The organism is Streptomyces sp. NPDC038280, from assembly GCF_055600045.1.
Genome location: NZ_JBVJYZ010000003.1, coordinates 246,065 through 272,084 on the forward strand (window position 1 = coordinate 246,065; position 26,020 = coordinate 272,084).

General features: G+C 73.4%; 18 protein-coding genes. 8 read left to right on the forward strand and 10 right to left on the reverse strand.

What is annotated here, in order from left to right:
* Positions 1-27: 27 nt before the first annotated feature.
* Complete coding sequence (locus tag ACZ7J0_RS09500) at positions 28-852, reverse strand: DeoR/GlpR family DNA-binding transcription regulator (protein ID WP_470885574.1); 825 nt, start codon at positions 850-852, stop codon at positions 28-30.
* 138 nt (positions 853-990) lie between these two features.
* On the opposite strand from ACZ7J0_RS09500, the gene ACZ7J0_RS09505 reads away from it, so the two are divergent.
* Positions 991-3,408 (forward strand): hypothetical protein, encoded by a 2,418-nt coding sequence (locus ACZ7J0_RS09505; protein WP_470885576.1) that lies wholly within the window; start codon positions 991-993, stop codon positions 3,406-3,408.
* On the opposite strand, the gene ACZ7J0_RS09510 is transcribed toward ACZ7J0_RS09505, so the two are convergent.
* The 4 genes from ACZ7J0_RS09510 to ACZ7J0_RS09525 form a co-directional block, all read right to left on the reverse strand.
* The gene (locus tag ACZ7J0_RS09510; protein WP_470885578.1) at positions 3,378-5,783 is read right to left on the reverse strand and encodes a right-handed parallel beta-helix repeat-containing protein; all 2,406 of its coding nucleotides are present in this window, start codon (positions 5,781-5,783) and stop codon (positions 3,378-3,380) included. The two genes, ACZ7J0_RS09505 and ACZ7J0_RS09510, sit on opposite strands and share 31 nt — an antisense overlap.
* Before the next feature lie 88 nt (positions 5,784-5,871).
* Complete coding sequence (locus tag ACZ7J0_RS09515) at positions 5,872-6,480, reverse strand: Rv1733c family protein (RefSeq protein ID WP_470885580.1); 609 nt, start codon at positions 6,478-6,480, stop codon at positions 5,872-5,874.
* A 122-nt stretch (positions 6,481-6,602) separates the two neighbouring features.
* A complete protein-coding gene (locus ACZ7J0_RS09520; RefSeq protein ID WP_470885582.1) occupies positions 6,603-7,427 on the reverse strand; it encodes an MOSC domain-containing protein in 825 nt (274 codons plus the stop codon).
* Between the two features lie 37 nt (positions 7,428-7,464).
* The gene (locus ACZ7J0_RS09525; protein ID WP_470885584.1) at positions 7,465-7,929 is read right to left on the reverse strand and encodes a DUF6643 family protein; all 465 of its coding nucleotides are present in this window, start codon (positions 7,927-7,929) and stop codon (positions 7,465-7,467) included.
* A gap of 237 nt (positions 7,930-8,166) precedes the next feature.
* Between ACZ7J0_RS09525 and ACZ7J0_RS09530 the strand changes: the two genes are divergently transcribed.
* Complete coding sequence (locus ACZ7J0_RS09530; RefSeq protein WP_470885586.1) at positions 8,167-9,456, forward strand: TerD family protein; 1,290 nt, start codon at positions 8,167-8,169, stop codon at positions 9,454-9,456.
* 53 nt (positions 9,457-9,509) lie between these two features.
* On the opposite strand, the gene ACZ7J0_RS09535 is transcribed toward ACZ7J0_RS09530, so the two are convergent.
* Positions 9,510-10,685 carry a glycosyltransferase gene (locus tag ACZ7J0_RS09535; RefSeq protein ID WP_470885588.1) on the reverse strand — a complete coding sequence of 392 codons (1,176 nt, stop codon included), beginning with the start codon at positions 10,683-10,685 and terminating at the stop codon, positions 9,510-9,512.
* A 58-nt stretch (positions 10,686-10,743) separates the two neighbouring features.
* On the opposite strand from ACZ7J0_RS09535, the gene ACZ7J0_RS09540 reads away from it, so the two are divergent.
* Together ACZ7J0_RS09540 and ACZ7J0_RS09545 are read left to right on the forward strand one after the other, a co-directional pair.
* Positions 10,744-11,529 carry a glutamate racemase gene (locus ACZ7J0_RS09540; RefSeq protein WP_470885590.1) on the forward strand — a complete coding sequence of 262 codons (786 nt, stop codon included), beginning with the start codon at positions 10,744-10,746 and terminating at the stop codon, positions 11,527-11,529.
* Between the two features lie 45 nt (positions 11,530-11,574).
* Positions 11,575-12,138: a hypothetical protein gene (locus ACZ7J0_RS09545; protein WP_470885592.1), complete on the forward strand. Its 564-nt coding sequence runs from the start codon at positions 11,575-11,577 to the stop codon at positions 12,136-12,138.
* Positions 12,139-12,184: 46 nt separating this feature from the next.
* Here the strand turns inward: ACZ7J0_RS09545 and ACZ7J0_RS09550 are convergent, their stop codons facing one another.
* The gene (locus ACZ7J0_RS09550) at positions 12,185-13,321 is read right to left on the reverse strand and encodes an O-antigen ligase family protein (protein ID WP_470885594.1); all 1,137 of its coding nucleotides are present in this window, start codon (positions 13,319-13,321) and stop codon (positions 12,185-12,187) included.
* A gap of 215 nt (positions 13,322-13,536) precedes the next feature.
* Between ACZ7J0_RS09550 and lnt the strand changes: the two genes are divergently transcribed.
* From lnt to ACZ7J0_RS09570, 4 genes are all read left to right on the forward strand, one after another.
* On the forward strand, positions 13,537-15,147 hold the full coding sequence (gene lnt, locus ACZ7J0_RS09555) for an apolipoprotein N-acyltransferase (RefSeq protein WP_470885596.1): 1,611 nt from the start codon (positions 13,537-13,539) through the stop codon (positions 15,145-15,147).
* Between the two features lie 107 nt (positions 15,148-15,254).
* Positions 15,255-15,737, forward strand: coding sequence for an NUDIX hydrolase (locus ACZ7J0_RS09560; protein WP_470885598.1), 483 nt, complete (start codon positions 15,255-15,257; stop codon positions 15,735-15,737).
* A gap of 55 nt (positions 15,738-15,792) precedes the next feature.
* A complete protein-coding gene (locus ACZ7J0_RS09565) occupies positions 15,793-16,602 on the forward strand; it encodes a 3-hydroxybutyrate dehydrogenase (protein WP_470885600.1) in 810 nt (269 codons plus the stop codon).
* Positions 16,603-16,663: 61 nt separating this feature from the next.
* Positions 16,664-18,562, forward strand: coding sequence for a helix-turn-helix domain-containing protein (locus tag ACZ7J0_RS09570; protein WP_470885602.1), 1,899 nt, complete (start codon positions 16,664-16,666; stop codon positions 18,560-18,562).
* Between the two features lie 58 nt (positions 18,563-18,620).
* Here the strand turns inward: ACZ7J0_RS09570 and ACZ7J0_RS09575 are convergent, their stop codons facing one another.
* The 3 genes from ACZ7J0_RS09575 to ACZ7J0_RS09585 all read right to left on the reverse strand — a co-directional run bounded on the left by ACZ7J0_RS09575 (position 18,621) and on the right by ACZ7J0_RS09585 (position 25,842).
* On the reverse strand, positions 18,621-20,006 hold the full coding sequence (locus ACZ7J0_RS09575) for an MFS transporter (protein ID WP_470885604.1): 1,386 nt from the start codon (positions 20,004-20,006) through the stop codon (positions 18,621-18,623).
* 215 nt (positions 20,007-20,221) lie between these two features.
* Positions 20,222-25,339, reverse strand: coding sequence for a tetratricopeptide repeat protein (locus ACZ7J0_RS09580; RefSeq protein ID WP_470885606.1), 5,118 nt, complete (start codon positions 25,337-25,339; stop codon positions 20,222-20,224).
* The gene (locus ACZ7J0_RS09585) at positions 25,336-25,842 is read right to left on the reverse strand and encodes a hypothetical protein (protein WP_470885608.1); all 507 of its coding nucleotides are present in this window, start codon (positions 25,840-25,842) and stop codon (positions 25,336-25,338) included. Before ACZ7J0_RS09585 ends, ACZ7J0_RS09580 begins: the two co-directional genes overlap by 4 nt.
* Positions 25,843-26,020 lie beyond the last annotated feature (178 nt).

Genomic DNA, 26,020 nt, shown 5'->3' on the forward strand with positions numbered 1-26,020 from the left:
GGGCTCCCGCGACCAGCCACCGTCCGCTCAGGCGTCCTCGCCCGCGATCAGCAGCCCCGGCAGATGCTCCGCCATCTCCGCCCGGGTCTCGTCCGACAACCCCGCATCCGTCACCAGGGTGTCCACGTCCTCCAGCCGGGCGAAGGAACTCAGGCCCACGGTCCCCCACTTGGTGTGGTCGGCGACCACCACGACCCGTCGCGCCGAGTGCACCAGACGCCGGTTCGTCTCCGCCTCCGCCAGGTTCGGCGTCGAGAGACCCGCCTCGACGGAGACCCCGTGCACGCCGAGGAAGAGCACGTCGAAGTGGAGCGAGCCGATCGCCTGATCGGCCACCGGGCCGACCAGCGCGTCCGACGGGGTGCGCACGCCGCCGGTGAGGACCACCGTCGCCGCCCCCGGCCGCTGACCGCCCGAAGGCCCGTGTCCCTGAGCGGCGTGGAAGACGTCCGCGACCCGCACGGAGTTGGTCACCACCGTCAGGTCGGGCACCTCCAGCAGATGGTGGGCCAGCGCGTAGGTGGTGGTTCCCCCGGACAGGGCGATGGCGCTGCCCGGCACCGCCATCGCCGCGGCAGCTCGCGCGATGTCCTCCTTCGCGGTCGGCTCCAGCGACGACTTCGCCTCGAATCCGGGCTCGTGCGTCCGCGGTTCGACCACCGGCACGGCGCCACCGTGCACCTTCTCGACGACGCCCTGACGGGCCAGCGCGTCCAGGTCCCGGCGCACCGTCATGTCCGAGACGCTGAGCCGGCGGGTCAGCTCATTGACCCGCACGCCGCCGCGCCGCCGCACCTCGTCGAGGATCAGGGCACGCCGCTGCTCCGCGAGGAGGTTCTGATTGTCACTCACCGCCGTGGCCGGTCCTTCCAGATCGTCGTCGCCGCCGTCACCGCAGGCCGCGGGGGCTCATCCTCGCACGGCGCGTCGGTGGTGAACGGGCGGGGCAGATTCCGTGAGAGACCCTGCGGACACGCACGGTGATCCGCGATGGTTGTTCCTGCCTTGACCCTCCCCGCACGAGAGCGAGTCACCGACGTGTCCCCTGCCCCACCGGCCCCGAGAAGTGGTGGCGCCGCGCTGGAACTGCTGGTCCACGGCGTCGGCGGAGCCACCCCTCAGGCCATGCTCGACGACCCCCGCACCGTGAGGGTCACCGGTGACGCCACCGCCGCCATGCACCGCCGCGCCGACGACCTGGACGCCGAGGGCCACCCCGAGCGGTACGAGGAACGCCCGGTGCCGGAGGCGTACTGCTGGTCCAACCTCACCTCGGGCAACGGCGCGCGGGCCCTGTGGCTCCTCCTGCTGCCGTTCATGGTCGCCAATCTCGCGCACTGGATGCGCCCGCCGACCCGGGGCCGCAAGGGCCTGATCCGGCTGTACGGAGTGCTGGTGCGGCTGGTCGCCCTCACCCTCACCGTGCTGCTCACCGCCGCCGCCTGCGAGGTGGCCCTCGACCTGACCGCCTGGCAGTGCGCCGGCGTCACCGCCTGCGCGGACGAGCGGTCCTGGCTCGGGTTCCTCTCCGCGGGCCGGGGCGGCTGGTGGTCCCAGCCCGGCCGCCGCCTCGGGCTGGCCGCCGTCGTCCCGGCCGCCCTGGTGGGACTGCTCTGGTACCTCTCCAACCGGACCTGGAGCGCGTACGAGGCCCAGCGCCCGCCCACCGGCTACGACGAGGTGACGCCCGCCCCGGGCGCACCGCAGGACACCCCTGCCGAGGTCCGCCCGCCTCTCGGCCGCCCCGGTTTCTGGTACGGCCGCCGGCTCGTCGCCCGGCTGCGCGCCGCGCACACCGCCGCCGGTTTCCTCACCGTCGCCGCCGCCGTCTGCGGTGCGGCCGCCCGCCACGACCGCGCCGGCACCGGGACGAGCCTTCCCGAAGTCCTCGGCTGGCTCCTGGAGGCGACCATCGCCGCCCTCGTGGCCGTCGTCGTATGGGTCGTCTGCCGGCGCGGCCGCAGCGAACGCCGCCTCGACCGGTACGTCGAACGCGCCACCGTCTCCTGGCTGCCCTGCGCCGCCCTGACCGTGCTCATCCTCGCCGTCCTCTACGCGGGCTGGTCGCGCCCGGTCTGGCGCTCCGCCGGCACCCTGCCCGGTGACGTCACCTTCCGCGTACTGGCCCTCGCCCAGGGCGCCCTCGTGGTCGCCCTCGCCGTCGTCGCCCTGCTGCTGCACCGGCCTCACCGGGACCCGCGCACGGCGGTGTACGGACTCGGCGGTCCCGCCGTCGCCACGCTCGCCTGCGCCCTCGGCGGTGTGATGACCGGCGGCGTCGCCCAGCGCGTCGCCGACTGGCTCGACGGCCCCGCCACCCCCGGCATGGGCCAAGGCCCCATCATCGGCCCGCCCGTCCTGCTGAGCTGGCAGGCCTCCGTCATTCCTGTGCTGCTCCTGGTCCTGCTGCTGCCCGGGGCGTTCCTCGCCCTCCGGACCACCCGCGCCGCCCGCCGCCTCGCGGCCGCCGTCGAGACCGACTACGGCACCGAGGACCCGGACCCCGTCCGTACCCGCAAGATCGCCTCCACCCGGGCGCGCGCCGGGCTCACCGACTCGGCCCCGGCCATCATCGGCATCGTCTCCGGCGCCACGCTCCTGCTCGGCGCCGGAGCCGTCGCCGGGGCGTGGGTCAGCGAAAAGGTCCCCGGGCGGGCCTTCGAGGGGGCCCCGCCGGTCATCGCCTCGACGGCCGACACCGCCCAGGCCATCGGCTCCTGGATGGTCGGCTTCGGATTCCTGCTCTTCGTCACCTGGGGCCGGCGCGCCTACAAGGACGCCTCCGCGCGACGCACCATCGGCATCCTGTGGGACGTCGGCACCTTCTGGCCGCGCGCCGCGCACCCCTTCGCCCCGCCCTGCTACGCAGAGCGGGCCGTCCCCGACCTCACCTGGCGCATGCGCTCCTGGACCCGTCGCACCGGCGGCCGGTTGGTCATCTCCGGGCACTCCCAAGGCAGTGTGCTCGCGGCGGCCGCGGTCTGGCAGCTGCCCCCCGCCACGCGCAAGCGGGTCGCGCTGCTCACCTACGGCTCCCCGCTGGAGCGGCTCTACGGCCGCTGGTTCCCCGCCTACTTCGGACCCGAGGCCCTGCGCGGGCTGCACCGCACCGTGCACTGCTGGACCAACCTGTGGCGCGCCACCGACCCGATAGGCGGCCCCGTGCGAGTGCCCGCCGAGGGCGACAGGCCGGCCGTGGACTGCGACGTCCTGCTCGACCCCGTGGTCTACGGCCGCACCCATGAACACCCGCTGCCGGAACCGATCCTCGGCCACTCCGACTACCAGGCCGACCCGGTGTTCGCCACCGAACGCACCGGACTCCTGGACCGGCTGCCCCCGGCGCTGCCCCGTCAGCGCGCCGACGAGCAGACCGCTCAGGGCAGTTCGGGCACGTCCTCCGGATAGAGCAGGGTCAGGTCGTCCGTGCTCGCGTCCGCGAGCGCGGCGACCCGGCCGGCGTGCCGCTCCACCATCGACTCGAACGTCTGCCGCGCGGTACGGCCGTTGCCGAACGCCGGCCCCTTGGGCAGCTCGGTGAAGTACTTCAGGAGTGCTTCGGCCGCGCCCGTACCCAGCCGGTACTCGTGCTCCTCGGCCTGCTGCTCCACGATCCGCAGCAGCTCCTCGGGCACGTAGTCGCTGAAGGTGATGGTCCGTGAGAAGCGCGACGCCACCCCGGGGTTGACGGTCAGGAAGCGCTCCATCTCGGCCGTGTAGCCGGCGACGATCACCACCACCGCGTCCCGGTGGTCCTCCATCAGCTTCACCAGCGTGTCGATCGCCTCGCGGCCGAAGTCCCGACCCGAGTCCTCGGGCGACAGCGCGTACGCCTCGTCGACGAAGAGCACCCCGCCGCGCGCCCGGTCGAAGGCCTCCTGGGTGCGGATCGCCGTCGAGCCGATGTGTTCGCCGACCAGGTCGACCCGGGACACCTCGACCAGATGACCCCGCTCCAGCACGCCCAGCGACGCGAGGATCTCCCCGTAGAGCCGGGCGACGGTCGTCTTGCCGGTGCCGGGGGAGCCGGTGAAGACCAGATGGCGGCGGACCGACGCGGCCTTGAGCCCCGCCTCCTGCCGCTTCCTGCCGACCTCGATCATGTTGGTGAGGGTGCGGACCTCGTGCTTGACGCTGTCCAGGCCCACCAGGGCGTCGAGTTCGCCGAGCACGTCCTGGGAGGTGCGGGCCGGTTCCGTCACCACCTCGGCCACCGGCGCGGCCGGCTGCTGCACCGGCAGAGTGGAGAGCAGCCCCGCGGTCTGGGTCGCCGTCAGCACCGCGGGCCCCGGTCCCCGCGCCGGCGCGGCCCGCACCCCGCTCTCGTCGCTGGTGCAGTCCTCGGCCTGCGGACCGTCCTCCGGGAACTCGTACCCGCCGCGCGCACACCGCTCCGTACGGCAGGCGCGCAGCGTCGAACGGCACCCGTCCATCACATGGAAGCCGTAGCCGCCGCTGCCGGTCACCCGGCAGCCCTGGAACGATCCGCGGCCCTCCGCCGAGACATAGAAGCCGGCTTCGGCGGACGCGGTGACGGTGACCCGTTCGATGGACGGGTCGGCGCCCTTGGTGACGATCACACCGGTCTGGACGGAGTCGATCAGACAGTTCGCCAGCGTGCCCCCGCTGCCGTGGTCGCGGAACCACGCCCCCGTCGACGCCTCCCGGATCCGGCAGTCGTCGAGCTGCGCGGTCGCGCCGTCGCTCACCGACACGGCCGTGTTGCGCACCTGCGTCAGATCGCTGTCGACCACATCGACCCGGGAACCGCGGTCGAGGACGAACAGGGCGTCCGGCACGTCGTGCACCCGGCAGGCGTCGAGGACGGCGGTCGCGCCGTCGCTGACCCACACCGCCGGATAATCGCCCGTACTGTCATGGATCTCGCACTGGTTGGCGTCGACCCGGGTGCCCGGGTCCCAGACCGACAGACCGTTGCGGCCGAACCGTCGGACCGTCGAGCGGGTCAGCGTCAGCACCGAACGGGACCGCAGATCGACCGCGTTCTCCGGGATGTCGTGGATGTCGCAGTCGGAGAGCGTCAGTACGGCGTCGGTGTCCAGGGTGATCCCGTCCGCCGACGTGCGGTGCACGGACGAGTCGGTGAGATGCGCCGTGGCCCGCGAGGCGATCTGCACGCCCGTGCCCTTGATCTCGTACACCTCGCAGCCCACCGCCTCCAGGCCGCTGCCCTCGCCGGTCACCGACAGCCCGGCGCCGGAGGCGTGGTGCACCCGGCAGCGTTCCAGCCGGGGATGCGCGCCGCCCCGGACGGAGACGCCCGACTGGCCCGCCGCGACGACCTCGCAGTCCTCGAACACCCCACCGGCGCCGTCGAGTACGCCGATCCCCACCCCGGCCGGATTGTCGACGGTGCAGCGCCGGACGACCGGTCGCGCGGAGCCGCGTACTTCGAGACCGGCCGCCGAGCGGGTGACGATCCGCAGATCCAGCAGCTCGGGGGTGCCGTCCTCGACGAGCAGCGCGGGCGCCGACGAGTCCTGGCCCTCGACGTGCAGATCCTGGACGACGGCGGAGGCCCGTACGGTGAGCGGCACCCCGTCGGCAGGCGCGATCCGGACCGAACCGACCGTGCCCTCCGGTCCGCGCAGGGTGACGGCCCGCCGCAGGACGAGGTTCTCCCGATAGGTTCCGGGCGCGACGGTGAGGATGTCGCCGTCCGCGGCGGCCTCCAGGGCCGCGGCCAGGGAGGCGTACTCGCCCGTGCGGCGCCGCCACCTCGATGTGCCGGTGTGCGTCACCTGGACCGTGCCCTGTGCCATCGTGCTGCTCGTCCCCCACCTCGTGCGATCGACCGCCGGTGATCCGATCGCACCACCGTAGCGCGCGCGGGGCGCGCGAGTTGACCGGTCAGCTGCCCGTGCCGGCGCGGCCCCAGTCGGGACCGGCCTGGGCCCACGCACGGTCGAGACGCGCATACCGACGGCGTACCAGCCGCCATACGACCAGCCTCCGCGCCCCCTCGACGACTCCGCCCGCGGCGAGGGCGGCGGCGACCCCGCCGAGGACGGCGTGCGCACGGGCGGCCTCCGCGTCCATCGGAGCACCCACCACCCGCCCCCGGTCGTCCGTCCAGACCCGGAAGGTGTCCCCGGCATCGGCCAGTTCGGGCGTCGTCGCGACGGTACCCGTGCGAGCCGTGCCGTCGGGCGCGGTCCAGGTGGCCACCACGGACCGTCGCGCGTGCTGCGTGCGGGCCGACTCGGGATCCCGTACGGAATGGGCCGCGCGTTCGGCGGGACGCAGCACCCGGGCCGTGCCCGGATGCCGCTGCTCGTGCTGGGCCCGTACCGCGCGCCGCAGCGAGTCGTCGATCACCCCGCCGCAGACCCAGCCGACGGCGGGCGCGGCGCAGCACATCAGGAGGAGGGCGACGAGGGCCACCCACGCCTCGGCCAGATCCGTGGACCGGCGCAGCGGGTTGCGCCGCCAGCGCCAGAGTCCGGTGACAGCTCGCACGGTCCCGCACCCCCTTCCGTGACCGTGATAACCCGGTACGGCGCGCGGTACGCGCGGGACGCGTGAAGAGAGAGCAAGCTCACCCCGGCGGGGGGCCGTTCGCGCGGATGGCCGTCGAACCCCTACTCGATGATCTTGACGGCGTCGCCGACGCGCAGGGTGCCGCTGGTCTCGGGGACCAGGTTCTGTCCGAAGACCAGACGGCTGCCGAAACGCCGATGGCGCGAAAGGGTGCGCAGCGGCTCCTTGCCGCGTTCCGCGGTGCGCTGGTCGGTGGTGGTGACGACACAGCGGCCGCAGGGCTTGGCGACCCGGAAGGTGACCTCTCCGATCGCGAGCCGTGTCCAGCCGTCCTCCGCCCAGGGGGCGGTGCCCTCGATGACCGCGTTCGGCCGGAACCGGTTCATGGGAAGGGGCCCCTCGTCGGGGTGGTCGCCCTGGGCGATGAGCGAGTTGAGGGCGTCGAGCGAGGCGCTGGTGGTGACCAGCAGCGGATATCCGTCCGCGAAGGAGACGGTCTCACCGGGCAGGGCGTACTCGGGGTCGATGGGCCGGCGGCGCGCCGGGTCGTCCATGTGCACCAGCCGCACCTCCGCGCCGAGGTACTCGCTGAACCAGGCGTCCACCGGTCCGCCCACCGGCACCGCGTCGACCGCGGTCTCGAAGACCTCCACCGAGACCGTGGCCGCGGGATCGGGGACGGCGACCGTCATGGTCTCGCGCCCGGGCGCGGACAGCCGGATCCCGCCGTCCGCCAGCAACTCCGCCGAGGCCAACGCCATGAGCGGGTGCCGCCGTTGGGTCACCACCTTCGACGAGGCGTCGACCAGCGTCCAACGACGGTCTCCGGCGAGCCCCCACGGCTCCACATCCACCTCGGCAGGGGCGAATCCCCCGATCGCCTTCACCGGATGGACATGGACGGAGCGCAGTACAGGATTCGGCATACAACCATCCTGCCAGCCGCGAACGCGTCCTGACGGGTCAGTACCCTCCGCCCTGGTACGGGCGGTTGTACGGGTCCTCGTACGGCGAGGGAGCGGGGACGGGACGCGGCGCGGCGGGGCGCATCGCCTCGTACCCGGTGGCGACCGGACGCGGCTGCTGCATCGGCTGGGCGACGCCCGGGTACCCACGGGGACCGGCCGGCTGCTGCGGAATGTACGGCGCGGGCGCGTGCTGCAGCGGCATGGGCTGCTGCGCCTGCTGCGGATATCCGTACGAGCCGCCGTAGGAAGGGGTGGGATAGCTGGGACCCGCCGGCAGGGCGGGAAGAGCCGCGGGGAGCGCCGGCAGATAGCTGCCGGGGGTGTCGTACGCGGCCGGGACTCGGATCGGCGCGATCTGAGGCGTGCCCCGCTCCGCTACGAGCGAGTCGTAGATCGGGGTGTCGGGGAACGACGGCGCGGTGTAGTAACCGCCGCCGTAGGTGGCGCGGGGGGAGGTCATGGCACATAAGTTAAGCCCACGATGTGCTGGTTGGGGAGCCCGATAAGAGGGTTGTTTTACGGGGTCCCAGAGGCCGTGGATCCCCAATAGGAGCGAACATGGGAAAAACGGTCGCCAACCAGGGCTTCGATCTTGTAAAGGGCAAGCTCGGGAGGGGTTACCGGCGGGTCTCCCGAGGCAAGCCGGAACGCGCCGGGATTAGGTTGGCACTACACAAATCTCCGTGACGGAGTCGCGATGGGGGCGAGCATGTCCATGCTTAAAGGAGCCAATGTTCCGGTGGCCGCGCGGAGTGTCCGCGTGGAATTCGGATGGCGTTCAGGAGCCGGGATCCCGGACGTCGACGCCTCCGCGCTACTCCTCGTGTCGGGCAAAGTGCGCTCCGACGCGGACTTCGTGTTCTACAACCAGCCCGCGCACGCGTCGGGCGCGGTCCGGCACGAGGGAAAGCGCACGGCGGCCGACGCGGTGACCGACAGCCTCGCCGTGGACCTCACGGGAGTGGAGCCGTCCATCGAGCGGATCGTGCTGGCGGCTTCGGCGGACGGAGGCAGCTTCGGACGCGTGCCGGGACTGTACGTACGTGTGCTGGACGCGACGGAAGGCACAGAACTCGCGCGGTACGACAGCCAGGACGCCACCGTCGAGACGGCCTTCATCCTCGGCGAGCTCTATCGCCGCCAGGGCGCCTGGAAGTTCCGCGCCGTGGGCCAGGGATACAGCAGCGGGCTCGAAGGCCTGGCCACCGACTTCGGGATCACGGTCGACAAGCCGCAGCGGGCCACCCCGCCGCCCCCGCCCGCGCCGCCGGCCCCCGTCCCCGCCCCGACCGCCCCCGCACGGCCCGCGTCCTCGCCCGCTCCCGCGCGGGAACCCGCCGCCGCGCCCGTACGGCTCTCCAAGGTGACGCTCACCAAGGAAGCCCCGACCGTCTCCCTCGCCAAACAGGGCGGCACATCGGGCGCCCTGCGCGTCAACCTCAACTGGGAGGTGCGCAAGCAGTTCCAGGGCTGGGGCGCCAAACTCGGCCGGGCCGTCGCCCAGCACGCCGACCTCGACCTCGACCTGTGCGCCCTGTACGAACTCGCCGACGGCCGCAAGGGAGTCGTCCAGTCCCTCGGCAACGCCTTCGGTGCCCTGCACCAGCCGCCGTACATCCACCTCGACGGCGACGACCGCACCGGAGCCCTGGCCACCGGCGAGAACCTGACCGTCAACCTCGACCACAAGGACCGGCTCCGCCGCGTCCTCATCTTCGTCACCATCTACGAGGGCGCCCGCAGCTTCGCCGATCTGCACGCCACCGTCACCCTGCGCCCGCAGCACGGAGCGCCCGTCGACTTCTCCCTCGACGAGTGCACCGTCCCCTCGACGGTCTGCGCCCTCGCGCTGCTCACCGTGGAGGGCGGCGACCTCGTCGTGCGGCGCGAGGCCCGCTACCTGGTCCCCGCGCGCGGCGTCAGCCCGCAGCGCACCATCGACCAGGCCTACGGGTGGGGCATGAACTGGACGCCCGGCAGGAAGTAGCCTCCGCCCCGCACCCGTGCCGACCGCGCGGGTGCGGATGCGCGCCGGATCGCTCAGGGCGCCGCTTCGGGGCGGGCGTACGTACGCCCCTTCCACGCGGCGCCCCGGCCCCGGTAGTGCTGCACCGCCGAGTCCACCGTCATCAGCAGATAGAGCAGGGCCGTGAACGGCAGCAGCGGAGCGAGCCAGAGCGACTGCCGGTAGTAGCGCAGCATCGGGACGTACGTGCCGGCCATCACCGCCCACGCCGCCCCGCCCGCCCAGCCCGCGGCCGTGTCCCCCCGGAAAATCCCCGCGGCCACCGCCAGCGGCGGTGCCAGATACACCACCGCGAGTCCGGCCACGGTCCCCGTCAGCACCAGAGCGTTGTGCCGCAGCTGCGCGTACGCGCTCCGCGACACCATCCGCCACAGGTCGCCGAGGTGCGGATACGGCCGCACGCTGTCCACCCGCTCCGCGAGGCCCAGCCAGATCCGCCCGCCGCTGCGCCGCACCGCCCGTGCCAGCGACACGTCGTCGATCACGGCCTGCCGGATCGCCTCCGGCACACCGGCCCGGTCCGCCGCCGCGGTACGCAGCAGCACACAGCCGCCCGCGGCCGCCGCCGTCCGGGCGCCGTGCTTGTTGATCCAGCGAAAGGGATACAGCTGGGAGAAGAAGTAGACGAAGGCCGGCACGACGAGCCGCTCCCAGCCGCTCGCCACCCGCAGCCGCGCCATCTGCGACACGAGATCCAGATCGTTCGACACGGCCGCCGCCACGAGCTCCCGCAGACTGTCCGGCTCGTGCGCGATGTCGGCGTCCGTGAGCAGCAGGAACTCGGGCGCGTCCGGCCCGTCCTCCCGCGCCAGCCGGATCCCGTGCCGGAGCGCCCACAACTTCCCGGTCCAGCCCGGCTCCGGCTCACCGGGATGCGCCACCGTCAGCGCGAGGCCGCCGCACTCGTCGGACAGCGCCCGCGCGAGCGCGCCCGTACCGTCCGTACTGCCGTCGTCGACGAGCACGATCTCGGCCTCGCCCGGATAGTCCTGCGCCAGCAGCGACGGAAGACTCACCGGGAGCACCCGTGCCTCGTCCCGCGCCGGCACGACCACGGCGACCCTGGGCCACACCGCCGGGCGGGCACGCCGGGGCAGCCGCTGATCGGTGAGCCAGAAGAACCCCTGACCCAGCAACAGCCACCCCCAGGCGGCCAGCGAACCCACAGCGATCCAGGCAATGGCGCTCATTCGCCGCAGTCTGCCCCAGATCGGCGGGAGCGCAAGGCCCGTCGGCTAGGGTGACCGGGTGAAGATCGCGCTCATGGACTCCGGAATCGGCCTGCTCGCGGCCGCCGTCGCGGTACGCCGGCTGCGGCCTGACGCGGATCTCGTCCTGTCCTCGGACCCCGACGGCATGCCGTGGGGCCCCCGGACGGTGGAAGACCTCGCCACGCGCGCCCTCGCGGTGGCGCGAGCCGCGGCCGCCCACCGCCCCGACGCGCTGATCGTCGCCTGCAACACGGCGTCGGTGCACGCCCTGCCCGCGCTCCGGGCGGAGCTCGAGCCCGCCATCCCCGTCATCGGGACGGTCCCCGCGATCAAGCCGGCCGCGGCGAGCGGAGGCCCCGTCGCCATCTGGGCGACCCCGGCCACCACCGGCAGCCCGTACCAGCGCGGCCTGATCCGCGACTTCGCCGGCTCCGTCGAGGTCACCGAGGTGCCCTGCCCCGGCCTCGCCGACGCCGTCGAGCACGCCGACCAGGGCGCCATCGACGCCGCCATCGCGGCCGCGGCCGCCCTCACCCCGGACGATGTGCGGGCCGTGGTCCTCGGATGCACGCACTACGAACTGGTCGAGGACCGTATCCGCGCGGCCGTACAGCCGCCCGGCCTCCCGCCGGTGGTTTTCCACGGCTCGGCGGGGGCAGTCGCCGCACAGGCCCTGCGCCGTATCGGTGCCGAGCCCGCGCCCACCGCGGAACCGAGCACCGGCCTGACCGTGCTGCTCAGCGGGCGGGCGTCGGAAGTCCCGGCTGCCGCGCTGAGCTACGCGGAAGGCCGACTGCTCGGAGCGGTCGTCCCTGCCCGCTGACGCCGACCGGGTGCCCGTGAGCGGAACGTGAGTACGCTGTTACACATGAGGGACCATTCCCGTCACGCGCTCCACCCCGACGAGCCGCTGCCCGAGGTGTGGACCGGCCGTGCGACCAATCGCATGCAGTGGGTGCTCGCGGCGGGTGGCGCCGCCTGCATCGCCCTGGGCGTCGAGCTCGCGGTGGACTCCACGTGGAACTCTGGCATCGCGCCCCTCCTCATGTCCGTGATCGGCTGCGTGGCGGCGGGGCTGCTGATGCTCTTCGGCACCCTCGCCTTCGTCCATGTGGCGGTCACCGTCGACCACCACGCGATGGAGGTCCGCTGCGGCCACATAGGCGTGCCGCGCCGCCGGATCCTCCTCGACCATGTCGTGGGCGCCGAATTCGACCCCAAGGTCACCCCACGGCAGTGGGGCGGCTGGGGCTACCGCTGGCGGCCGGAGCGGGGCACGGCGGTGATCGTGCGCCGGGGCGAGGGCGTGGTCCTGACACTGTGGGACGGCCGCAGCTTCACGGTGACCGTCGACGACGCCGAGGCGGCGGTACGGATCATCCGCGAGCGCCTGGCCACACCGCGGCCCCCGAGCGCGCCCGCGCAGGCCTGAGCCACCTCTTCCTCCCGCTTCCCGCTATCGCGGGATCGTCCGCGAGTCATCTCCGGGAATCGCGGGGGCCTCCGGCCGTATCGGGCGTCCGCGGCGCCTCTGTCCGTTCGGGCACGCGGTCCGGGGCCGGTCGGCGGGCCGTCGCGAGACCCGCCAGCAGGCCCGCGCCCGCGGTCACCGGGGTGAAACTCAGGGCGTTTCCGACAGCCGCCAGGAGCGCCAGCGCCGTGAGGGTGACGGCCGCCGCCAGAACCACCGCCGTGGAGCGGGCCGACCGCCGCAGGCCATGGAGCAGCCAGCAGAAGGCCGCCCCGAGCAGTACGACCCCCACCACACCCTGCTCGGCGGCCTGCTGCAGCGGCGCCGAGTGCGGCGTCCCGTCGGAGACCGGCGCCGCCTGCGCGGTGGGGCTCACCGCGCCGAACCGGTCGGGGCCGACGCCGACCAGGGGGTTCTCCTCGGCGAGCGCGATCGCGTCGTGCCAGAGCAGGACGCGATCATGGGTCAGGCGGGCCTCCAGGGCGGTGGACATGCGGCTCGGCAGAGCCTCGGCGGCGACCGCCCAGCAGGCACCCACGACGAGAGCGGTGATCAGGGCGAGCCCCACCACAGCCGGCAGCCGGCGTCGCGTCCGGGCGGCCGCGAGCGAGCAGACCAGGACTCCGAGGGCGCCCACGCTCCCCGTCACCGAGCCGAGCGCCGTCGCCGTGCCCGCCACGGCGAGAGCCAGCAACCACAGGGCCCGCCGGCCGGCGGGCGGGGCCGCCGCCGCGGCGGCACAGCAGGCGGCCCCCGCCGCCAGCACCAACAGCGCCGCGCAGGCGCCGCTGTGTCCGGACGGCATCGACGACGTGGCGCCCGGCACGCCCTGCCGGGAGGCCAGGGCCAGCGCGACAGCCGCGAGGGACATGACCGTGGCGGCGGCCACCGGCAGCAGGCTCCCGGAGATACGGCCACAGGCGTACCCGGCGGCAAGGGCGAGCACCGCGAGCAGTACGCCTTCCGGGCGCGCGTCCCGGCCGGCGGCGCTGACCAGCGACCACATCGCACAGGCGCCGAGGACGACGACCCCGGTGACATCGGTGCCGCGACCGGGCTCGTGCGAGGTCCCGTCGGCGTCCACCGGCCCCGCGTCCTGCCCGGCCTCTCGTCCGGTGGAACGGTCCACCGCGGCAGCAGCCATCCCGCCGACCCCCCGACCCGTGACGGACCCCGACCGCCGCGGCCCGGCGGACCCGGCGGCGAGGCCGGCGGACACCGTAACGGCAAGGGTGAGACTTTGTGGAGAGATTGCGCAGAAACGATGCGGCAGGAGGTTGCGGAGCGATGTCTTCCGACGGCGAGCGGGGGACGGGCCGACCTGCCCCCGGCGCAGCGGCTCACCGTAGACTCCGCCACGTGAGCACCACCATCACCCCCGTCGACGCGTCCGACGCCTCCGAGCCCGCCGCCGCCCCGGGACGCACCCGGCTCCTCCGGCGCCTCGCACGCCCGGGCGGAGCCGCGCTGAGCGGGGTGCTCCTCTATCTGAGCTTCCCGCCCCGGCCCCTGTGGTGGCTCGCGCTGCCGGCCTTCGCGCTCCTCGGCTGGACCCTCAGGGGCCGTCGGCCCAGGGGCGCCTTCGGGCTCGGCTATCTCGCCGGGCTCGCGTTCCTGATGCCGCTCCTCGTCTGGACCGGCTCCGCCGTCGGCCCGGTGCCGTGGCTGGCCCTGGTCGCCGCCGAGGCGCTCTTCGTCGGCGCGACGGGGCTCGGCGTCGCCGCCGTCTCCCGACTGCCCGCCTGGCCGCTCTGGGCCGCGGCCGTGTGGATCGCGGGCGAGGCCGCCCGCGCGCGGGTTCCCTTCGGCGGCTTCCCTTGGGGCAAGATCGCCTTCGGCCAGGCGGACGGCGTCTTCCTGCCACTTGCCGCGGTCGGCGGGACGCCCGTACTCGGCTTCGCGGTGGCCCTGTGCGGCTTCGGGCTCTACGAAGCCGTGCGCCGCGTGCGCGCGTACCGGGCGACCGGCGAGCTGCCGCGCGGACCCCTCGCGGCAGCCGCGCTCGCGGTCCTCGCCCCGGTCGCGGGGGCGTTCGCCGCGCTGCCCCTCGTCGACGACTCGGCGCAGGACGGCACCGCGACCGTCGCCGCGATCCAGGGCAACGTGCCACGTCTCGGCCTCGACTTCAACGCCCAGCGTCGCGCGGTCCTCGACAACCACGCCCGGCGCACCGAACAGCTCGCGGCCGACGTCGCGGCGGGCAAGGAACCCAGGCCCGACTTCGTTCTGTGGCCGGAGAACTCCTCCGACATCGATCCCTACGCCAACGACGACGCGCGGCTCGTCATCGACCGGGCGGTCAAGGCGATCGGGGCGCCGACGGTGATCGGCGCCGTCGTCGCGCCCGCGACCGGGAACCTGCGCAACACGCTCATCGACTGGGAGCCCGGGCGAGGTCCCGTCGCCACCTACGACAAGCGGCATGTGCAGCCGTTCGGTGAGTACATCCCCATGCGCGCGGTGGTACGGCTCTTCAACAAGGACGTCGACCGTGTCAGCCGGGACTTCGGGCCGGGCAACGAGGTGGGTGTGTTCGACCTCGCCGGTACCAGGGTCGGCCTCGCCACCTGCTACGAGGCGGCGTTCGACTGGGCGGTCCGGGACACCGTGACCCATGGGGCCCAGCTCATCACCGTCCCCAGTAACAACGCCACCTTCGGGCGCAGCGAGATGACCTACCAGCAGCTCGCGATGTCGCGGGTCCGGGCGGTCGAGCACAGCCGGTCCGTCGTCGTCCCGGTGACCAGCGGCGTCAGCGCGATCATCGAACCGGACGGCCGGATCGTCGACCAGAGCGCCATGTTCACTCCGGACGCACTGGTCGCCGAGGTGCCCCTGCGCTCCTCGCGGACGCCCGCGACCCGGTGGGGGACGCTGCCCGAGGCCGCGCTGGTGGCCCTCGCCCTGTTCGGCATCGGCTGGTCGGCCACCCGCGGCGTACGGGTCCGCCGGAGCGCGGGCGACGCCTGAGGCACGGGCACAGTTCTTCGCGCACGGCGCCTGAGCCTCCACCCGGGCCACTTCGCGCACGGCGCCCGGACCCGGAGGGGCCCGTCGCCCGCGGCTATCGTCGGGGGATGGGCACTCCTGACTTCATCCGCGCCATCCGGGCCACCGCCGGCCACCAGTTGCTGTTCCTGCCGGGCGTCAGCGCCGTCGTCTTCGACGACGAGGGTCGGGTCCTGCTCGGGCGGCGCAGTGACACCGGCAACTGGTCGATCATCGGCGGGATCGTGGAGCCGGGGGAGCAGCCCGCCGCGGCGGCCCTGCGTGAGGTGTATGAGGAGACCGCCGTGCGCTGCGAGATCGAGCGGGTCGTCCTCGTCCAGACCCTGGGCGCACCCATCACCTATCCCAACGGCGACCAGTGCCAGTTCATGGACATCACGTTCCGGTGCCGGGCCGTCGGAGGGGTGGCGCGGGTGAACGACGACGAGTCCACAGAGGTGGGCTGGTTTCCGGTCGACGCGCTCCCCGAGCTCCTGGAGTTCTCCCGCTTCCGGATCAAGCAGGCGCTCACCGATGAACCCACATGGTTCGACACCACCCCCCTGGGCTGAAGTATGGGTTCGGAGCACATCGGTTGCCGCCGATGTGCTCCATAGGGTGCGGAGCATGACCGCCCTCACCCCTTCTGGTCCTGCCTCCGAGCCCCACTCCGTCACCGTCGACCTGGGCGGGCGCGTCGCGCTCGTCACCGGCGCCGCCGGAGGGATCGGCCGCGCCTGTGCGCTGCGGCTCGCCGCCGCCGGAGCCACGGTGCGCGCCGTGGACCGGGCGGCCGACGGCCTGGAGGCGCTGGTCGAGCAGGCCGCCGGGCTCGCGGGCACCATCGAGGCGCAGCCGCTCGACCTCACCGATCTCGACGCCGCGGAGGCGGCCGCCGCGGGCACGGACATCCTCGTGAACAACGCCGGCCTCCAGATGGTCCGGCCCATCGAGGACTTCCCCCCGGAGGTCTTCCACACGGTCCTGACCGTGATGCTGGAGGCCCCGTTCCGGCTGATCAGGGGCGCGCTGCCGCACATGTACGGCCAGCGCTGGGGTCGTATCGTCAACCTCTCCTCCGTACACGGGCTGCGCGCCTCCGCGTACAAGTCCGCCTATGTGGCGGCCAAACACGGTCTGGAGGGGCTCTCCAAGACCGCGGCCCTCGAAGGCGCCCCGCACGGGGTCACGTCCAACTGCGTCAACCCCGGTTATGTGCGCACCCCCCTGGTCGAGCGGCAGATCGAGGACCAGGCGGCGGCGCACTCCATCCCCCGTGAGCGCGTCCTGACCGATGTCCTGCTCAAGGACTCCGCCGTCAAGCGGCTCATCGAACCGGGGGAGGTCGCCGAGGCCGTCCTCTACCTCTGCACCCCACAGGCATCGTTCATCACCGGCACGTCACTGGCCCTCGACGGCGGCTGGACCGCGCACTGACGGTCCGCGAGTTGTCCACAGGGCTGGTGCGCACACCCGTACGGCAGGTATCCCTGTGACCATGTCCCACGAACAGGCCTCCTACCTGGAACTCCTCGCACGCCGAGCGCCGGCGGAGGCATACGACAGGCCCGTACTGCTCGCCAGGGCGAGCGGCGCGGGCCCGGACGAGCTCGCCGAACTGGAGCGCGCCAAGCAGCTCGCGCTGCGCGTGCGCGCCGATCTCGAAGGCCGCCGCCGTCGCGAGGCGGAGCTGTCCGCCCTGTTCGCCACCGCCCACGACCTCGCGGGCCTGCGCGACCTGGACGCCGTCCTGAGGGCGATCGTCCAGCGGGCCCGCTCGCTGCTCGATACCGAGGTCGCCTACCTCAGCCTCAACGACCCCGCCGCCGGTGACACCTATATGCGGGTCACCGAAGGGTCCGTCTCGGCGCGCTTCCAGCAGTTGCGGCTCGGCATGGGCGAGGGACTCGGCGGGCTCGTCGCCCAGACCGCCCGCCCCTACGTCACCGACAGCTACTTCGACGACGCCCGCTTCCAGCACACCCACGCCATCGACTCGGGAGTCCGCGACGAGGGCCTCGTCGCGATCCTCGGCGTCCCCCTGATGCTGGGCAGCCAGGTCATCGGCGTGCTCTTCGCCGCCGACCGCCGTGCCAGGGTCTTCGCCCGCGAACAGGTCGCGCTGCTCGGCTCGTTCGCCGCCCATGCGGCCGTCGCCATCGACACCGCCAATCTCCTGGCCGAGACGCGCTCGGCGCTCGCCGAACTGGAGCGCGCGAACGAGATCATCCGCGACCACAGCGGAGTCATCGAGCGGGCCTCCGAGGTCCACGACCGTCTCAGCGAACTCGTCCTGCGCGGCGGCGGCGTCCACGACGTGGCCGGCGCCCTGTCCGAAGTGCTGGACGGCACGGTCGAGTTCACCGACGCCGAGCCGCCGCACCCGCACCCGCAGCCGCACGCGGACGGCCGTGCCGTGCGGCGGGGCGAGGACTGGGTCGCGGCCGTCTCGGCGGGCGGTGAGGTCTTCGGCGCGCTCGTCCTGCGCGGCCACCCGGACCTGGACCCCGTCGACCAGCGCACCCTGGAGCGCGCCGCCCTGGTGACCTCGCTGCTCCTGCTCGCCCGCCGATCCGCCGGCGAGGCCGAGCAGCGCGTACGGGGAGAGCTCCTCGACGACCTCCTCGACGCCCCGGACCGCGACCCACGGCTGCTGCGGGAGCGCGCGGCCCGGCTGCGGACCGACGTCGACGCGCCGCATGTGGTGCTCGCCGCCCGGATCGACCGGCCGGCCTCCGGCACGGAGACCGCCGTCGACGGGCGCGAGAGCGCGGACCGGCAGCGCCTGTGGTCCGCGGCCTCGCACCTGGCGGCCACCCGGCACGGCTTGGCCTCGGCGCGGGACGGGGGCACCGTCCTGCTGCTGCCGCTCGGTCCCGGAGACTCCGCCGCCGACCTCGCCCGCCAGACCGCCAAACACCTGGGCGGCGCCCTGCGCGAACCCGTGACCGTCGGAGCGTCCGCGCCCGTCGAGGCGCCCGCCGCCCGGCCCGGAGCCATCGCCACGGCCTACGACGAAGCCCGCCGCTGCCTCGCCGCGCTGCGGCTGCTGAACCGCTCCGGTGAGGGCGCTGCCGCGCAGGACCTGGGCTTCCTCGGGCTGTTGCTGGCCGACACGCGGGACATCGAGGGGTTCGTCGGGCGGACGATCGGCGTGGTCGTCGCCTACGACGAGCGGCGCGGCACGGACCTGGTGCGCACGATGGACGCCTACTTCGCGAGCGGCATGAGCCCGGCCCGTACGAAGGACGCGCTGCACGTCCATGTGAACACGGTCGCCCAGCGCGTCGAACGCGTCGGCCGGCTGCTCGGCCCGGACTGGCAGGAGCCGGCGCGGGCACTGGAGATCCAGCTGGCGCTGCGGCTGCACGCGATGTCGGCGGCGGTGGCGCGCTGACAAGCCGGAACGCCGAGGGGGCGGGCCGCATGGCCCGCCCCCTCGGCGTACGCGTGCCTCAGACGGTACGGGCGTCCGCCGTCCCCGCCGCCGGCTCACGCGGCCCGGAGACCGGCTCGGCGTCGACGGCCTCCAGGTCCTGGTCGCGGGTCTCCCGGGCACAGGCGATGGCGACGACCGTGAGCGCCGCGGCCGCGATCACGTACAGCGCGATGGGCGTCGACGAGCCGTAGTCGGCGAGCAGCGCGGTCGCGATGAGCGGCGCCGGAGCCCCGGCCGCAACCGAGGAGAACTGCGCGCCGATCGACGCCCCCGAGTAGCGCATCCGGGTCGCGAACATCTCCGAGAAGAAGGCCGCCTGCGGCGCGTACATCGCCCCGTGCAGGACGAGCCCCACGGTCACCGCGAGCAGCAGACTCCCGAAGCTCTTGGAGTCGATCAGCGCGAAGAAGGGGAACATCCAGGCGCCGACGCCGACGGCCCCGATCAGATACACCGGCCGGCGGCCGATACGGTCCGAGAGGGCGCCCCAGGCGGGGATGACCGCGAAGTGCACCGCGGACGCGATCAGTACGGCGTTCAGAGCGGTCTGCTTGCTCAGGCCGGTCGACGTCGTGGCGTAGACGAGGATGAACGCGGTGATCACGTAGTAGCTGATGTTCTCGGCCATCCGCGCGCCCATGGCCACCAGGACATCGCGCCAGTGATGGCGCAACACGGCCACGAGCGGCGTCTTCTCGGCCTGCCCGGCGGCCCTGCGTGCCTCGGACTGCGCCAACGCCGCCTTGAACACGGGCGATTCATCGACAGAGAGACGAATCCACAGTCCGACGATCACGAGCACTCCGGAGAGCAGGAACGGAATCCGCCACCCCCACGACGTGAACGCCGCGTCCGACAGCAGCGCGGTGAGCGCCGAGAGGACCCCGGTGGCCAGCAACTGCCCGGCCGGCGCTCCCGTCTGCGGCCATGACGCCCAGAATCCGCGACGTCCGGCGTCCCCGTGCTCCGACACCAGCAGGACGGCCCCGCCCCACTCACCGCCGAGCGCGAAGCCCTGGATCAGCCGCAGCGCGGTCAGCAGCACGGGGGCGGCGGTCCCGACGGTGGCATGGGTGGGAAGCAGCCCGATGGCGAACGTGGCCCCGCCCATCAGCAGCAGGCTGAGGACCAGCAGCTTCTTGCGCCCGAGCCGGTCCCCGTAGTGCCCGAACACCAGCGCCCCGAGCGGACGCGCGGCGAACCCGACGGCGTAGGTCAGGAACGACAGCAGCGTGCCGACGAGCGGATCGGAGCCGGGGAAGAACAGCTTGTTGAAGACCAGCGCGGCGGCCGACCCGTAGAGGAAGAAGTCGTACCACTCGATGGTGGTGCCGATGAGGCTCGCGGCGACGATGCGCCTGAGGTTGGAGGCGGGCGGGGGAGCGGTAGCGGGGGCGGCCATGAACACCACTTCCGGGCAGTTGGCGGGGACGTTTGCGTGTCGCCACACCGTAGGAAGGGGCAGGTCAGCGGCGTATGTGGTGGGACACCATAGTTCTGGGGGCCGGAGTGCGCGTGCCCACCATGCCGGGCCGGAACGACGTGGCGCGAGAGGTCCCTCACGGACCGGCGTCCGACGTCCTCCTCGGGGCCCCGGCGGGACGGGGAGCCGCCGGTCTACCCGTCGCGCCCCAGAGCGCGGAGTGCCTTTCGCCGGTGGCTCAGGGCGAGGTTCACCGCGTCGGGGCTGCCGGAGGCGCGCAAGTGGTCGGCTGCCTGCTGGTTGACGGCGACGGCCTCCTCGTACCGCCCCACGTCCACCAGGAGGCCGCCGAGGAGGAGCAGGGCCATGCCTTCTCCTTTACGGTCCGAGATCTCCCGGCAGATCACCAGATACCGTTCGAACGCGGGGACGGAGTCCTCGTACTGGCGGAGTTCCACGGTCACGACGCCGAGCCGGAACAGCGCCTGACCTTCGTTGACGCGGTCATGCCTGGCGTTGAAGAGATCCGCAGCGCGTCTGTAGGCGGCGACGGCGTCCGCGGCCCGGCCCGTCTTCTCCAGCAACTGGGCGAGGTGGAAGTGGACCTGCGACTCCCTCTCGCGGTCGTCCGTTCGGGAGTAGACGGTGGCAGCCCGCGGGTAGACGGTGACGGCTTCCTCGTTCCGGCCCAGTGCCCGCAGGGCGCGGCACAGGTTGAGGAGCGCGGACCCCTCCAGGTCGGGGAGGTCGAGCTCCTCGAAGAGCGCGGCAGTCCGCTGGTAGGTGGCGACGGCCTTCTCGAACCGGCCCTCCTCCATGTAGCCCTCGCCCAGGCGATAGAGGGCCAGGCCCTCGCCGCGCTGGTCGCCCGACTCCCGCGAACGGACGGCGGCCTGTTCCACGACGGCGACGGACTCCGCCTCCCGGCCCGCAGCGGAGAGGGCGCTGCCGAGATGGCGCAGCGCTTCGGCCTCGCCGCGGCCGTCGCCGGTCCCGCGGAAGAGCTCGACGGCCTCCGTGCAGAGGGCGATGGCCTTCTTCGGCTTTCCCCGCCCCTTCAGGCCGCGGCCGATGACGGTGAGCGCGTGCGCCTCCCGGTTGCGGTCGCCGGACCGCCGGTGGACCTCGGCGGCGCGTCGGCCGGCGGCGATGGCTTCCGCGTGCCGCCCCAACCGGACCAAACATTCACCCAGTTCGCCGTACGCCGTTCCTTCGCCCTGTACGTCACCCGCGGCACGGAATGCCGTGACGGCCCGCTCGCGGGCCGCGACGGATTCCTCGAGGCGCCCCAACTCCATCAGCACGGACCCGAGCCGGTCGAGCGATTCGCCCTCGCGGCCCCGGTCGCCGGCCTCGCGGTAGCCGGAAGCCGCCTGCTCGCAGACAGGTATGGCCTCGGCGTACCGGCCCTCGTACACGAGAACGAGGGAGAGACTGTGCAACGCCGCCCGCTCACCGCCGCGGTCACCGATCTCCTGACAGACCCGGAGCTCCTGCTGGTACGCGGTGATCGCCTCGGCGGACCGGTGCGCCTGGAAGAGATGGGTGCCGAGGCTGTGCAGCATCACGCGCTCACGTTCGCGGTTGCCCGCCGTGCGGTAACCGGCGGCGGCCTGTTCGCAGGCGGTGACGGCCTCCTCGTACCGCCCCGCTCTGGCGAGGGCCTCGCTGCGGTTGGCCAGAGCGTGGGCCTCGCGCTCGTGGTCGCCGGTCTCCCGCAGCAGGGCGGCGGCCTTTCCGCAGGCGGTGGCGGCCTCCGCGTAGCGGTTCGTCTCCGTACAGGCGTTGCCGAGGTTGATCAGCGCCGAGGCCTCACCGGTGCGGTCGCCGAGCTCGCGGAAGAGTGCGGCCGCCTGTTGTGTGGCGGTGACCGCCTCGTCGTAGCGCCGCGTACGCAGCAGGGTGGTGCCGAGCCGGCTGCGGACCCGGGCTTCCTTGCCAGGGTCATCGGTCTGGTGGAAGAGCGCGGCCGAACGCTGGTAGGCGGTGATCGCCTCGTCGAGCCGGGCCGTCTCGTACAGGGCGTCGGCGAGGTTGCTGAGGGAATCCGCTTCGCGGTGGTGGCTGCCCTTCGCGCGGTAGATGGCCGCGGCCTGCCGCGTGGGCTCGATGGACTCCTCGTACCGCCCCTGGCTGAGGAGGGCGTTGCCGAGGTTGTGCAGCGGTGGGCCCTCGCCGCCGCCGTCGCCGATCTCGTCGGAGAGAGCGGCGGCGCGGCGGCTGACCTCGGCGGCTTCGGCGAACCGCTGCGCGGACGTGAGCGCATTGCTCAGATTGCTGAGCGTCGCGACCTCGAGCAGCCTCTCGCCGGCACCCCGGAAGGCGGCCGCGGCCCGCTCGCAGGCGGCGATGGCCTCGCCGGAGCGGCCCTCGTCGGCCAGGGCGGTGCCGAGGTTGGTCAGCGCGGCGCCTTCCAGGCTGAGGTCACCGGTCCGGCGGAAATGGCCGGCCGCCCGCTCGAAGAGGGTGGCCGCGTCCTTGGTGCGCCGCATGCCCATCAGGGCGTGACCTGATTCGAGGAGCAGCTCGGCCGCGCGCCGGCGGTCACCGGTCTCGACGTGGACGTCCGCGGCCCGCTCCGCGGCGGTGACGGCTTCCTCGAAACGCCCGAGCCGGGCCAGGGTCTGGCCGGCCTTCCCCAACGACGCCGCCAGATTGGCGAGTTCGACACCGGAGGACGTCTCGTCCAGCTGCCGGTACAGCTCGGTCGCCTCACGCGTGGCGGCCAGGGCCTCTTCCCGGACGCGGCTCGGGGCCTGTGCCAGCCGGTGGCGTACGTACGCGTGTTCGGGGAGGTCGACCGTGGGGTGGGCGAGCGCCAGCCGCCGGTACAGGTCGTCGGCCTCCCGCGTGACCGCGAGGGCCCGCTCCTCATGGCCCAGAGCGAGGAGCCGGGTGCCGAGGTTGTTCAGGACCTTGGCCAGGTCGAGGCAGTGGGCGGCGAAGTCGGTGTCGGCCAACCGCCGTTGGATGACCACGGCCTCCTCGACCGGGCCAAGGGCCTCCTCCCCGCGACCCAGGTCCGCGAGGAAGGCCCCGAGGTTGGTCAGCGCGGTCGTCAGGTCGGGCTGGTGGGCGGCCGGGTTGGCGTCCGCCAGTTGGCGGTACAGGTCGGTGGCCACCTCCGTGATCTCAAGACCCTCCTCGGAGCGGCCCGAAGCACGCAGCGCGACCCCGAGGTTGGCGAGCGCCATGGCGAAGTGGTGCCGCTCGGCCTCGGGGTCGGCGTCGGACAGGCGCCGGTACAGCTCGACCGCCTCTTCAGCGGTGGCCAGACCCTCCTCGGTGCGGCCCGCGTCGACCAGGCGCAGACCCAGGTTGTTGAGCAGCCCGGCCAGATCGGGCCGGTACACGGGGTCGGCGTCGGCGAGGCGCCGGTACAGCTCGGCCGCCTCCTGGGTGACGGCCAGGGCCTCCTCGGCCCGGCCGTGCCGGGCGAGCCGGTTGCCGAGCCCCGTCAGCGAGTCCGCCAGACGGTCCTGATGGGCGGCGCGGTCGGAGTCGGCCAGACGGCGGCTGATCGCCACGGATTCCTCGGCGAAGAACAGCGCCTCCTCCCAGCGGCCCGCGGCGGACAGCCGGTCGCCGAGTGCGCTGAGGGAGTTCGCCAGATGAGGAAGGTGGGCGGGGTCGCTCGCCGCGAGCCGACGATGCAGGCGCACGGCCTCCTCGGCGGGGGCAACCGCCTGCTCCCGGCGGCCGGCGTTGGCCCGGCGCCACGCCAATGTGCCGTACAGCCACGCGCGTTGGCCCAGATCCGTGGTCGTGGCCAGACGGTGTGCGATCAGCGTCTCGACGACCGCGAGGATTCCGCTGTCCAGGTCCGCGTGGCGGCCCGAGGGCAGCTGCGCTTCGACGGCCTCCAGGACCGCGAGGAGGGAGGGGCCGACGTGCTTCCCGGCCGCGCCGTCCGTGTCGGCGAGGGCGGCGAGCGCGGTCAGGGCGGGACTGCCGGCGGCGATCGCGAGGCCGGGTTCGGCGCGCAGCAGGGGGTAGAGCACCCGCTCACCGATGTGTGCCCAGCGGTCGGCGGCGGACGCCAGGAACGTCACGGCCCGCGGGGCCACGGTCTGCCCCAGTTCGCCGTCCAGCAGCGTGGCCGGGACACCACTCGCCCATGGATCCGGGTCGTACGCGCTGATGTCGTGCCCGGGGGTGAGCAGGCCGAGGAAGTCCTCGGCGAGCCGGTCGGGGTAGAGCGGCTCCAGGACCAGCTCGCGGTCGGAGGGCGGGTAGCAGAACCGGTGGTCGAGGAGGAGGTCCTGCGGGTGGCCGGGAAGGTCGAGGGCGCGCAGCGCCCGCGTCCCGGCGTCGTGGCTCACCGCACCGGTGAGGGCGGCGGTGAACACCGTCTTGGCCATGACCGCGGGGCGGGTGCGGTAGTCCTGCCCGTGACCACCGGCGTCGAACAGCCGCTGCCACGCGCGGAATTCGCGGTCCAGGAGGTACGCCGACAGCTCGTGCGGCTCCGCGAGGGACAGTCGTTCACCGCGCGCGTGGGCGTCGACGGAGACCAGGGCGGCCATGTGCAGGTTCAGCGTCAGGCCGAAGTCACGGCGGTCCAGGGAAGCGGGCGGTTCGACGTCTTCCGTGTCCGGCAGGTCGTACAAGTCGCTTGCGCCGTAGCGGTCCCTGGCGGCGGTGAACATCCGCGGACGGTCCGCGTCCAGGGAGGGAAGCAGCAGGTCGCCGACGGCGGCGCGGCGGTCGGCGAGCTCGCCGCGAAGGGCGGCGAACCAGCGGACGGTGCGGCCGATCAGGAGGACACGCGTGGGCCGCTGCTGGTGCAGGACGGGTTCGGACAGCAGGCGTTCCAGCTCGCTGTACGCCCAGCGGTCGGCGTAGTCGACGACGAGCAGCACGCCGGCCCCCTCCTCGGGCGAGGCAGCCGCGTGGTCCCGGGGCGAGGCCCCGCCCCGGAAACCCGCTTGCAGGACCTGCCAGCGCTGGGCCGCCGGCAGGTCCGGGGTCCGGGACCGTTCGGCGAACTCCGTGGCGAGCCGTGTCTTGCCCTGCCCGCCGGGGCCGTGGAGCAGCAGCACCGAAAGCCGCGCGTCCCGCGCGTCCCGCCACTGCCGCAGCAACTCCAGCTCGGTCGTCCGGCCGATGAAGGGGACGACGTGGCTGCGCGCGTCGAGGAGGCGGCTGGGCTGGGCCATCAGCCACGCGGTGTCCGGGGCGGCCGGGCCGGGTAACGCGTCGATCGTGGGCTGCCGCGTGCCGTAGTAGTGGTTGACGGTCGCGGTCGCGTTGGGGCCCTGTGCCGCCACCGCGCCTGCGGCGAGGTGTTGTTCGTAGCGCGGCTCGGTCAAGACTCACCGCTGGGCGCCTGGGCCGGCGAACCACCGGGCCCGTAATGGTGGTTGTTGATGGTCACGCTGGCTCCCTGGCCCTGCGCGCCCGCGCCACCACTGTGGATCACCTGGCTGTAGACGCCGCCGGTTCCTGGCCCGCGCAGCGCCTCCCGGAGGGCTCGGATCTCGCCGTCGGCGCCGGGCTGCCCGGCGATCAGTTCGCGCAGCAGCCGCTCGTACTCGGCCGAGCGGTCGGCGTTCGCCTCCAGGGCCGCCCCGAGCCTGACCGCCCACTCGTCGTGCGCCGCGCCCAGGGCCGACTCGTCGCCCCGCTCGTAGGCGGCGAGAACGGTCTCCCGGGCCTGTTCCAACTCCGCCTCGGCCCCGGCGCCTTCGTCGGCCCGGCCAAGCCCGAGCAGGCGGGTGAAGCCCCGCTTGGTGTGCCCCCACGCGTCCGTCGTCATCGCGGTGACGAGCGTGGTCGCGGCGGTGGCGGCGACAGCCGCGACAGCAGGATCCAAGACGATCTCCCCCTCCAGAGGCATTCAGCCGCTCCGAGAGCACAAGTGTGCCATCGGGCGCACCGCTCATGGCTTCGTTCACCGCAAGCGGTGGGGCTCAAGTGCCGTGGCGCGGAAGCAACCCGCGACGACTGCACACGGCAACTGTCACCTTGCGAGTCATCCGCTAGTTGTTCAA

Bases quoted from the DNA above. Each gene is read 5' to 3' on its own strand.
- ACZ7J0_RS09505 (WP_470885576.1), top strand. From the start codon at position 991: ATGGTTGTTCCTGCCTTGACCCTCCCCGCACGAGAGCGAGTCACCGAC.
- ACZ7J0_RS09510 (WP_470885578.1), bottom strand. From the start codon at position 5,783: ATGGCACAGGGCACGGTCCAGGTGACGCACACCGGCACATCGAGGTGG.
- ACZ7J0_RS09520 (WP_470885582.1), bottom strand. From the start codon at position 7,427: ATGCCGAATCCTGTACTGCGCTCCGTCCATGTCCATCCGGTGAAGGCG.
- ACZ7J0_RS09525 (WP_470885584.1), bottom strand. From the start codon at position 7,929: ATGACCTCCCCCCGCGCCACCTACGGCGGCGGTTACTACACCGCGCCG.
- ACZ7J0_RS09530 (WP_470885586.1), top strand. From the start codon at position 8,167: ATGGGGGCGAGCATGTCCATGCTTAAAGGAGCCAATGTTCCGGTGGCC.
- ACZ7J0_RS09535 (WP_470885588.1), bottom strand. From the start codon at position 10,685: ATGAGCGCCATTGCCTGGATCGCTGTGGGTTCGCTGGCCGCCTGGGGG.
- ACZ7J0_RS09545 (WP_470885592.1), top strand. From the start codon at position 11,575: ATGAGGGACCATTCCCGTCACGCGCTCCACCCCGACGAGCCGCTGCCC.
- ACZ7J0_RS09550 (WP_470885594.1), bottom strand. From the start codon at position 13,321: ATGGCTGCTGCCGCGGTGGACCGTTCCACCGGACGAGAGGCCGGGCAG.
- ACZ7J0_RS09560 (WP_470885598.1), top strand. From the start codon at position 15,255: ATGGGCACTCCTGACTTCATCCGCGCCATCCGGGCCACCGCCGGCCAC.
- ACZ7J0_RS09565 (WP_470885600.1), top strand. From the start codon at position 15,793: ATGACCGCCCTCACCCCTTCTGGTCCTGCCTCCGAGCCCCACTCCGTC.
- ACZ7J0_RS09570 (WP_470885602.1), top strand. From the start codon at position 16,664: ATGTCCCACGAACAGGCCTCCTACCTGGAACTCCTCGCACGCCGAGCG.
- ACZ7J0_RS09575 (WP_470885604.1), bottom strand. From the start codon at position 20,006: ATGGCCGCCCCCGCTACCGCTCCCCCGCCCGCCTCCAACCTCAGGCGC.